At 46.1% G+C, this 10715-nt stretch carries 9 protein-coding genes; 5 read left to right on the forward strand and 4 right to left on the reverse strand.

Annotated elements, in window-relative coordinates; all coding sequences use genetic code 11:
* Positions 1-32: 32 nt before the first annotated feature.
* The 3 genes from GSQ66_RS08505 to GSQ66_RS08515 form a co-directional block, all read right to left on the reverse strand.
* Positions 33-752: an SIMPL domain-containing protein gene (locus GSQ66_RS08505; protein ID WP_162427082.1), complete on the reverse strand. Its 720-nt coding sequence runs from the start codon at positions 750-752 to the stop codon at positions 33-35.
* 93 nt (positions 753-845) lie between these two features.
* Complete coding sequence (locus tag GSQ66_RS08510; RefSeq protein WP_162427083.1) at positions 846-1307, reverse strand: hypothetical protein; 462 nt, start codon at positions 1305-1307, stop codon at positions 846-848.
* Positions 1308-1519: 212 nt separating this feature from the next.
* Positions 1520-1918, reverse strand: a complete 399-nt coding sequence (locus GSQ66_RS08515; RefSeq protein WP_162427084.1) for a hypothetical protein — start codon at positions 1916-1918, stop codon at positions 1520-1522.
* A gap of 176 nt (positions 1919-2094) precedes the next feature.
* Between GSQ66_RS08515 and hppD the strand changes: the two genes are divergently transcribed.
* The 3 genes from hppD to GSQ66_RS08530 all read left to right on the forward strand — a co-directional run bounded on the left by hppD (position 2095) and on the right by GSQ66_RS08530 (position 6002).
* Positions 2095-3189, forward strand: coding sequence for a 4-hydroxyphenylpyruvate dioxygenase (hppD, locus tag GSQ66_RS08520; RefSeq protein WP_162428982.1), 1095 nt, complete (start codon positions 2095-2097; stop codon positions 3187-3189).
* A gap of 382 nt (positions 3190-3571) precedes the next feature.
* Positions 3572-5305 (forward strand): phospho-sugar mutase, encoded by a 1734-nt coding sequence (locus GSQ66_RS08525; protein WP_162427085.1) that lies wholly within the window; start codon positions 3572-3574, stop codon positions 5303-5305.
* Positions 5306-5417: 112 nt separating this feature from the next.
* Complete coding sequence (locus GSQ66_RS08530) at positions 5418-6002, forward strand: nitroreductase family protein (RefSeq protein ID WP_162427086.1); 585 nt, start codon at positions 5418-5420, stop codon at positions 6000-6002.
* A 703-nt stretch (positions 6003-6705) separates the two neighbouring features.
* On the opposite strand, the gene dnaB is transcribed toward GSQ66_RS08530, so the two are convergent.
* Positions 6706-8283, reverse strand: coding sequence for a replicative DNA helicase (dnaB, locus tag GSQ66_RS08535; protein WP_162427087.1), 1578 nt, complete (start codon positions 8281-8283; stop codon positions 6706-6708).
* A gap of 216 nt (positions 8284-8499) precedes the next feature.
* On the opposite strand from dnaB, the gene GSQ66_RS08540 reads away from it, so the two are divergent.
* Together GSQ66_RS08540 and GSQ66_RS08545 are read left to right on the forward strand one after the other, a co-directional pair.
* Positions 8500-9885 (forward strand): UDP-N-acetylmuramate--L-alanine ligase, encoded by a 1386-nt coding sequence (locus GSQ66_RS08540; protein ID WP_162427088.1) that lies wholly within the window; start codon positions 8500-8502, stop codon positions 9883-9885.
* A 4-nt stretch (positions 9886-9889) separates the two neighbouring features.
* Positions 9890-10702, forward strand: a complete 813-nt coding sequence (locus tag GSQ66_RS08545) for a 3'-5' exonuclease (protein WP_162427089.1) — start codon at positions 9890-9892, stop codon at positions 10700-10702.
* Positions 10703-10715: the final 13 nt, after the last annotated feature.

Raw genomic sequence — 10715 nt, forward strand, 5'->3', positions numbered from 1 at the left:
TTAGTATTTATAACTGTAGTTTGACACGATATTTACTTTATCTGATACTCTACAAATAAGGTAGCATTTACTAGTACAGTGCCTTTACTTATAGCTATAGATCTGTTTTGGGCTGCCACTTCAGCTACTGCATATCCATCCTGCTCTCTCTGTTGGTTCGATTCGGGCATTGATGCTGAAATCTCAACATTTCCGATCTTCAGTATCTCTTTTTCAGAAGCCGGTAATTCAACTAATAATTTATCAGCCAGCGTGTTCGCCTTTTTTAAGGCACTTACATAGGCTTCATTTTTTAGGCTGTCGAGTTTGGAATGAGAATAAGCTAATCCACTTAAATCCAGGTTCCTGTTCTCTAGCAGCTCCGTATAAATCTGGTCCAGTTTGTTTATATCCCGGAGCGTGACATGAATGGTGGTTGAACTGTTGTAGCCATCAAATACCTGCGAATTATTTCTCCAGGTATAACTTTTATTCATGTTTACAGAAGTTGTCAGGATATCGTCCTTCTTGATTCCGAAGGAAAGAAGTTTGCTGTTCAGTTCGTTGGATTTGTCAACCAGGCATTGCTTCGAAGCTTTAACAGATTTCTGCAAACAATTCAGGTTGATATGAAAAGTTGCTACATCAGGCAGCGTTTCCACTTCACCAACCGATTTTATCATGATGGTTTTAAATTTTGACGGCGCAAGTGTGGAATCGGTTTGGCAACCTACCAGCAGTATAGCGATCAAAAGAGCGAGTATGTTTTTCATTTTTGTTGGTTTATAGGATACAACGGGCCGCGTGCATGCGGAGCTTGAAGCGTTAGCGAAGGTTGAGCATGCATTGTGTTGGCAAATGAAGTTTTAGATTTTCCTTCTTTTCTCTACTTCTTCCCTGTTAAGATCGAAGTGCAATGAAGTAGTGGCATATATTGGGCTGTCGTAACCGCTAATGATTTCATTTCGAAAACTTCTTAGGTCAAGTACTCGCAAAGTCCTTTTGTACAGCGTCCACTCACTTTTCAACACGTCAAGTACTGAGAGTTGCTGAATTGTGCCTTTAAATAATGTTCTTCTCCATACAGGTATAGCTACCATAGTTCCTTCAGGATTCCATATTGGTGGACCGCCACACAAGCTGCTTATCTTATGTCTTCTATTGTTGCTATCATACCAGTAGCATTCCCCTGCTAAAGGACTTCCCATTGCAAGTTCTATCAACTCACCATACTCAATCCGATTCTGCTTATTAGGAGAAAACATCTGCTCATCAGCATTATCGAATGCCCAGGGATTTGATAAACTGTTTTCTATTCTCTCTGTCATTTCTTTATGTGCTAACTAGCGGATAAACGAAAACATACGCATATCTGTACTATAGCTGTAGGGAAATTATTCTTTAACCAACACTTACCTATATTTACTTACCCCAATATAAGTAAACCACATCAAAACCCAACTATAAAAAAATTGCCGCACCCACCTCAGCTTTTAGCCTTGGCAAGTGCGGCAACTATAAAAATCTACAGTTTATCCTTCTATTCAGCAGTCCAGAGTACGCGCTCCTGGTCAGAGAGGATAAGCAGTACGCGTGGCGGGTTGGCTACCAGCACCAAACGCATCTCTACACCCGGAAACTTATCCGATTCTACCCAAACACCTTCGCTCTCTTCGCCTTCTTCCAGTTCTTTACCGTCCAGTGAGCTGGCTATGTAAGCAGTTGGCAACAAGATGTCGGCATCCGATTTAATTTTACCGTGCACATCTTCCAGCACATCTTCCAGGTAATCGCCGTACGTTTCGTTAAAGTCATCTTCCATATCGTGCAGCGCCTCTTCCATATCGTCGTAGCGTGCGTCGTTATAGTCCAGCTTGTTCAGCTCACTCTTCTTTTCTAAGATGGCAATCAGGTCTTTGTTCAGCGTATCTGCGTTCATAGCTTTATTTCATTTTTACAAAGTTGAAAACATGATATAGTAATTGCAAACATTATAGATGATAATTTGCACAGCAGCCTCCCCGGTTTTGTTAAAACTATAAAAGCTGTATTTTTACGTAATACTTTTAAACTTTACTTCAGACTATGACAACCAACACATTAGCATCCGAAACTATAGCTAAAGATATTCTGCCTCTGAACGGCACCGACCATATAGAGTTTTATGTAGGTAACGCCAAGCAGGCAGCACATTTTTACCAGACCGCTTTCGGTTTTAAGCTGGTAGCGTATGCCGGCCCCGAAACAGGTGTCCGCGATCGCGCTTCTTACGTTATCCAACAGGAAAAAGTACGCCTGGTTTTAACAACTGCCATTTACCCCGATTCTGAAATCGCACAGCATGTGCACCAGCACGGCGACGGTGTTAAAGTACTTGCCCTTTGGGTAGATGATGCCGAAGAGTCTTTCCGTGGTACGGTAGCGCGTGGCGCAAAGCCAGCCATGGAGCCTAAAACTATAACCGATGAGTTTGGCGAAGTAAAAGTAGCCTCTATTCATACTTATGGCGATACCATCCATACATTTGTGGAGCGAAAGAACTATAACGGTGTGTTTATGCCGGGTTATGTAGAGCGCACCTCTGAGCTGATGGTAGAGCCGGTAGGCCTGAAGTATGTAGACCACTGCGTAGGCAACGTAGAGCTCGGCAAGATGAATGAGTGGGTGAAGTTCTACGAAGATGTGATGGGCTTTAAACTGCTGCTTACCTTCGATGATGAAGATATCAGCACCGAGTATACTGCCCTGATGTCTAAAGTAGTATCTAACGGAAACGGCTATATCAAATTCCCGATAAACGAACCGGCTGAAGGCAAGAAAAAGTCGCAGATTGATGAGTACCTGGAGTTTTACCATGGCCCGGGTGTGCAGCACATTGCCGTTGCTACCAACGATATTCTGCATACTGTTTCTGAATTGCGCCGCCGTGGTGTAGAGTTCCTGCGCGTTCCGGAAGTTTATTACGAAGACCTGTTGGAGCGTATCGGCCACATCGACGAAGACATGGCTGACCTGCGCAAACTGAACATCCTGGTAGACCGTGACGACGAAGGGTATCTGCTGCAGATCTTCACAAAGCCGGTGGAAGACAGACCAACTGTATTTTATGAGATCATCCAGCGTAAAGGAGCCAAGTCGTTCGGTAAAGGCAACTTTAAAGCATTGTTCGAAGCTATTGAGCGCGAGCAGGCCCTGCGTGGAAACCTTTAAACTATAAACAAAGTATAGAAGCCCGTGAATATTAGGGCATGATGCTTTTACCATACCATAAGATCACACCAGTTCTTTCAGATGTGCATCTGGCACCGAAAAGACTGGTGTGATTTTTTGTGGATATGCTCGTAGTGCGGGAATCATCCCCCTACCCCCTTCAAAGGGGGACTTTCTGCAATGCGTATTAAAATCATTGTCATTCTTTAAAGAAACTTGGTTGAAGGGAGGTTAAGCCTTTGCTACTTGATAACAAGATCCTTTCAGGATGACAAAAAAAGTCCCCCTTTGAAGGGGGTAGGGGGATGACCAACTATAGCATTACTATAATCTATAGCCCATCTACAACTAAAAAAATTAGAGAATTATTAGATTAGCAACTATGATCGAACCAGCTATTCAGCAGAAAATAAACGCGTGGCTAAACGGCAACTACGACGAAGCTACCAAAACTGAAATAAACGGCTTACTGGAGCGCAACGAGCACGAATCGCTGTCCGATGCTTTCTATAAGGACTTAGAATTTGGCACCGGCGGACTGCGCGGCATTATGGGCGCAGGCAGCAACCGCATGAACCGCTACACGCTGGGTATGGCTACGCAGGGACTTTGCAACTACCTTAAACAGAATTTTCCGGGGGAGCGCGTAAAGGTTGCTATTGCGCACGACAGCCGTAACAACTCACCAGAGTTTGCCCGCATTGCCACCGACATTTTCTCGGCTAATGATATTGAAGTTTACCTGTTCCAGGCGCTGCGCCCTACTCCGCAGCTATCGTTTGCCATTCGCCATTTAGGTTGCCAGAGCGGTGTGGTAGTTACGGCATCGCATAACCCGAAAGAGTACAACGGCTACAAAGTTTACTGGAACGACGGCGCGCAGGTAACCGCTCCGCACGACAAGAACATCATCGCCGAAGTAAACAAGATCACCAGTATTGATGAAGTAAAGTTTGAGCCGAAACCAAACAACATCCACCTGCTGGGTCCGGAGATGGACGAAGCTTATATTACAAAAGTGCTTGGCCTGTCGGTTTCGCATGAGGCTATCAGGCGCCAGCACGACCTGAAGATCGTTTACACACCACTGCACGGTACAGGCATTACGCTGGTGCCGGAGGTGTTAAAACGCTTCGGATTCAGTAATGTAACTATAGTTGATGAACAGGCTGAACCGAACGGCAACTTCCCGACAGTTGTTTACCCGAATCCGGAAGAAAAGGAAGCCATGACCCTGGCCCTTAACAAAGCCAGGGAAATTGACGCTGATATAGTAATGGCAACTGACCCGGACGCAGACCGTGTAGGTATTGCTGTTAAAAATGATAAAGGCGAGTTTGTGCTACTTAACGGCAACCAGACGGGCGCATTACTGATAAACTACCTGCTGCAGGCATGGCAGAAAGCCGGTAAACTAACAGGCAGAGAGTTTATAGTTAAAACTATAGTTACCACCGACCTGATAAAGGATATTGCCGAAAGCTATGGCGTAAAGCACTACGAAACCCTGACCGGCTTTAAGTACATCGCAGAAAAGATACGTGAGTTGGAAGGCAAGGAAGTTTACATTGGCGGCGGCGAAGAAAGCTACGGCTACATGATCGGCGATTTTGTGCGCGACAAAGACGGCATCTCAGCCTGCGCCCTGATAGCCGAAATGGCTGCTGTCGCAAAAGACAACGGCCAGAGCCTGTTCGAGATGATGGTGGAGATGTACGGGAAGTATAATTTCTATAAAGAGGAGCTTGTATCGTTCACTAAAAAAGGACAGCGCGGCGCCGAAGAAATTCAGCAGATGATGGCCGACATGCGTGCAAACCCGCCGCAAACTATAGCCGGTTCCAGAGTTGTAGAGATCAGCGACTTTAAACTGAGCGCACGCAGAAACCTGGTGTCAGGCGAAATAAGCCAGCTTGGTTTAGAAAGCTCCAACGTACTCCAATACATGACCGAAGATGGCAGCAAGATTTCAGCACGCCCTTCCGGTACAGAGCCGAAGATCAAGTTCTATATCAGCGTAAACGAGCCACTGGCATCTAAAAATGATTACAATGCAGTAGAGCAGCAGCTTGATGCTAAAATTGAACAGATCCTGGTCGACCTGAAACTGAAGTAATCTTAATTGGTTGATTGCTGAATGGCTAAATTGCTGTAACTATAGTTCGGCAGTTTAGCCATTTGCTTTTATGCCGTTTAAAACCTTTTGCACTGTTCTTTATTAATAAAGTATGAACGATCTTTTTTCAACTATAAGTCGCGTTATCCGCACCCGCCGCACTACCAAGCCACCAAAACTAAACGGGCAGAAAATTCCGGATGAGCAGGTAAACCAGCTGTTAGAACTTGCTGACTGGGCACCGACACACGGCCACACCGAGCCCTGGCGCTTTAAAGTTTATGCCGGTGCTAAAATAGCACAGTTCTGCCGGCAGCACGCAGAACTATACAAACAGGAAACTCCGGAAGATATATACAAGCCCGAAAAGTACGAGAAACTGCTGCACATGGGCGATAAAGCCTCGCATGTTATAGTTGCGTACATGCGTCGTGGAGATCTGCCTAAAATTCCGGTGCTGGAAGAAATCGCCGCGACCTCCTGTGCCATTCAAAATCTTTTACTGGGAGCTACAGCCTTAGGAATTGCCAGCTACTGGGGTTCCGGCGGCATGGCCTATCACCCTGCCATGAAAGAAATGCTGCAACTGCGCGAAGCAGATATCGTGTTGGGTATTTTATACCTGGGCTATGCTGATGATTCTGCCCATGAAGGAAAGCGAACTACACTGCTGAGTGAGAAAGTGGAGTGGATGTAATGTGAGTTTCTTGCCTGGATTTAAAGGATTTAAGGATTTCCAGGATTAAGCTTCGGTTTATAGTTGGGCTATAGTTCTATAATTTAAAATGCTGGCGCGAGCGTCCTCGCTCGTGACTTATGATGGGGTTGCGTCTCCTGACTCAACTGGCCGGCAGGGACAGGCATTGTCTGAACCGGGATTTAAAGGATTAATGGATTTTCAGGATTAGGCTACTGCTTTAGTTGATGTTTTCGTTTTATAGTTGGCGTTTTAACCCACCCCTGCCCCTCCCAAGAGGGGAATTTCGGCTGTTGCTATAGTTTGAGTTGTAGTTCTATAGTGGGTGTTTGTCATCCCCCTTCTCCCTTCTAAGGAGGACTTTCTGTTCTTGCCAATTTTCAAACTATAGATTTATAGTTACAGCCTATCCCGCGGACAGGTCGCGACCTGTCCCTACGAAAGCAGTTTGTAGAGACGCAATACTTTGCGTCTTTTTCCCAATAGCAATAAATTCCAACTATAGAACCCAGATTTCTCCCAATGGTCGAAATGACAAAAAGAAGAACTATAGCTAAGCTCTTTCCCCTGTTCTGGGAAGGGGTAAACCTATAAAAACGAAAAGCCGCTGGCTTTTGGCACAGCGGCTAATCTTCCTTTGGCTATTCCTTTATACTTTAACCAATGTTGCTTAAACGCAAACACCGGGTGTATATTGTCTTACTTAAAATGGCGGCTCTTCGTCAAAACCTGAAGCCGGGAAACCTCCCCCTCCTTTGCTGCCATCATTCATGCGGCTGCCTAAACGAATAGAGCCTGGCGTTTCCGCATCAAATGTGCTATTTGGCAACGCATTGAAGGTATTGAATCCGTCGCCACTAAAATCTGAGTCTAAGTTAGTAAACTTTGTGTACTTACCAATAAACTTGAGCTGAACGTTTTCCAGGGAACCGTTACGGTGCTTGGCTATAATTACCTCACCCACACCGGCTGTCGGGTTACCCATTTCGTCTTCTGTAATACCGTAATATTCCGGACGGTACAGGAAGCAAACCATGTCGGCATCCTGCTCAATCGATCCGGATTCACGAAGGTCGGAAAGCTGCGGTCGTTTATCACCCCCACGCGTTTCCACGGCACGACTGAGCTGCGACAACGCGATAACCGGAACGTTAAGTTCCTTGGCCAGCATCTTTAACGCTCTTGATATCGACGCGATCTCCTGTTCACGATTACCGCCACCCTTGCCTTCGGCGTTTCCGCTCATCAGCTGCAGGTAGTCAATAATGATCATCTGTATGTCGAACTGGGCTTTCAGACGGCGGCATTTGGTACGGAGCTCACGAATGGAAAGGCCCGGCGTATCATCAATAAAGATCGGAGCCTCAGTGAGTTTGGCAATTTTATGGTTCAGCTGTGCCCACTCGTAATCTTCCAGGCTTCCTTTCTTTATCTTTTCAGAATCCAGCTCGGCCTCAGAAGAAATAAGACGGTTAACCAGCTGCAACGACGACATCTCGAGTGAGAAAATTGCAACACCCTTTTTAAAGTCAACTGCCGCATTCCGCATGCACGAAAGCACGAAAGCTGTTTTACCCATCGCCGGACGTGCTGCCAGGATGATAAGGTCAGATTTCTGCCAGCCTGATGTAACACGGTCCAGGGCGGTAAGGCCAGTTGGTACACCTGTTAAGCCATCTTCCTGCTTACGCTTTTCTTCCAGTTCCTTAATCGCCGCGTGCATCAACGAGCGCATGTCGTCGAAGTTCTTACGGATGTTGGATTCGGATACTTCGTATAGTTTGGCTTCGGTTTTATCCAGCAGCTCAAAAACGTCGGTAGTATCTTCAAACGCTGATGACAATACTTCAGAAGAAATAGAGATCAGGTCGCGCTTGATGGAGTTTTCGGTGATGATACGGGCGTGGTACTCGATGTTGGCTGCCGAGTTTACGCGGGTGGTAAGCTGCGTTACATAGTATGCGCCGCCCGCCAGCTCCAGTTCGCCAAGCTCGCGCAGCTCGTGCGTAACGGTCAATATATCTATCGGCTCCGATTTGTCGAACAGGGCCAGTATTGCTTTAAAAATACGTTGATGGGCTTCTTTGTAAAAGCTCTGCGGACGCAGAATGTCAATTACAGTAGTAAGCGCATCTTTTTCCAACATCAGAGCGCCTAGCACGGCCTCTTCCAGATCAAGCGCCTGCGGTGGCTTTTTGCCAAGCTCCGATATGGCAGTCGGTTTCTTCTGCCATCCGTTGCGTTGACCCGCCGGGCGTGTGTTCATTTGCATTTCCTCCATAACCACAAATATATAGCTTCTTATATAGCCTCCGAAGCTAAATAGTTGTTAAAAATTGCGCACGCACCTATCAACAGTTTTAACCGGAGCTTTCAACAAGATAAGGAGTTTTCCAGATACATATCAACAAAATATCCACATATTAGTGTATAGCTATTTTTATTTAGCTCAGGTCTTCTAACTTTGTCTGATTGCAATATTAATTGCCCGGAATATATGGAGAAGAAGGAATTACAACGCATCCACCTGATTGCTATTGGCGGAAGCATCATGCACAACCTCGCATTGGCCCTGCACGACAAGGGATTAAACGTTACAGGCTCAGACGACGAGATTTTTGAACCTGCCAAAAGCAGGCTGGCTGCGGCTGGCTTACTTCCTGCCCAGGAAGGCTGGTTTCCGGAGAAACTGGATGCAACTATAGATGCTGTAATTCTGGGGATGCATGCCCGCCCGGATAACCCTGAGTTATTAAAAGCACAGGAACTAGGTTTGCCAATTTATTCTTTCCCGGAGTTTATTTACGAGCAGAGCCGCGACAAACAGCGCATTGTAATTGGTGGCAGCCACGGCAAAACGTCTATCACGTCCATTATCATGCACGTGCTTAAGACACTGGGCCGCAAGTTTGATTATGCTGTTGGCGCGCAGATTGAAGGTTTTAACCGCATGGTGAAACTGACGGAAGATGCCCCGATCATTATCATCGAAGGCGACGAGTACCTGTCTGACCCGATCAAACGTGTTCCGAAGTTCCATTTATACCATCACCACATCGCTGTTATCAGCGGTATCAGCTGGGACCATATTAACGTGTTCCCTGATCCGGATATGTACCGCGACCAGTTCCGCATTTTTGCGGAGATGACCCCAAAAGCCGGAACCCTGATCTATACCAAAGACGATGAGCAGGTACAACTGGTAGCCGTACCACGCAACCCGACCGATATTAACTATATCGGGTATGGCGTGCACGACCACACTATAAAAAATGGCAAAACGATACTGCATACCAAAAAGGACGGCGATATAGAGATTCAGCTGTTTGGTGAGCATAACCTGCGCAATATTAACGCAGCCAAGGAGGTGTGTAAGAAGATCGGTGTGAAAGCGCATGACTTTTACAAGGCCCTGAGAACCTTTAAAGGTGCTGCCAAGCGACTTGAGAAAATGGGTGAAACAGATACGACCGTTATCTTCCGCGATTTTGCCCATGCCCCATCTAAAGTTAAAGCTACTACTGAAGCCGTTAAAGCACAGTACCCGAAACGCCAGCTGGTTGCCGCACTGGAACTCCATACTTTCAGCAGCCTGAACAAAGATTTTATACCACAATATGCCGGAGCTTTGGATAAAGCTGACGAAGCTATAGTTTACTTCAACCCGAAAACCATAGAGCACAAACGTATGCAGATGCTTTCGGAAGATGAGTTGAAAGTAGCTTTTAAGAACCCTAACCTGAAAGTATTTACCGACTCCGAAGCGCTGCAAAAACACCTGCTGAACTATAACTGGCAGAACGCCAACCTGCTGCTAATGAGCTCGGGCAACTATAACAACATTAACATGGAGGCGCTTACAAAGGCGGTTCTGAAAGCATAATTTTATGAAACTGAACCTGAAACGCCCCATCGTATTCTTCGACCTGGAAACCACTGGCACCGACATCAGCAAAGATCGTGTTGTAGAGATAAGTGTACTGAAAGTAATGCCTGATGGAGAAGAGATCCTGAAAACCCGTAAGATCAACCCGACCATTCCGATACCGCTGGAGTCGAGCCTGATCCATAAGATTTACGATGAGGACGTGAAGGACTGCCCTACATTTGCTCAGGTTGCAAAAAATCTGGACCAGTTCATGAAAGGCTGCGATTTGGGGGGCTATAACCTGATCAGGTTTGACATTCCGTTGCTGGCCGAGGAATTTCTGCGTGCCGGCATAGACTTTGACCTGGATAACCGCCATGTGGTAGATGCCTGCCGTATTTTCCATATGATGGAGCAACGCACCCTTTCTGCTGCATACAAATATTACTGCAACAAAACCCTGGAAAACGCCCACAGCGCCGAGGCCGACACTGTAGCTACGTACCACATTTTAATGGCCCAACTAGATCGTTACCAGAACACGCCTATCGAGATTACAGAAGGCATTGAAGAGTTTCCGGTACAGAACGACATGGCGCAGCTGCACAAGTTCACGTTCCAGAAAACTGCTGACCTGGCTGGCAGAATCATCTATAATAATGCTGGTCAGGAGGTCTTCGGTTTTGGGAAACACAAAAACGCTATAGTGGAGGAAGTACTCCAGAAAGAACCAACCTACTACGACTGGATGATGAAAGGTGATTTTCCACTTTACACCAAAAAAATTCTTACCCGCATCAGGCTCCGCAGTATGCAAAGCAGTGTATCGTAGGGTTTTATAGTTT

Source organism: Pontibacter pudoricolor (assembly GCF_010092985.1).
Classification (GTDB): Bacteria; Bacteroidota; Bacteroidia; order Cytophagales; family Hymenobacteraceae; genus Pontibacter; species Pontibacter pudoricolor.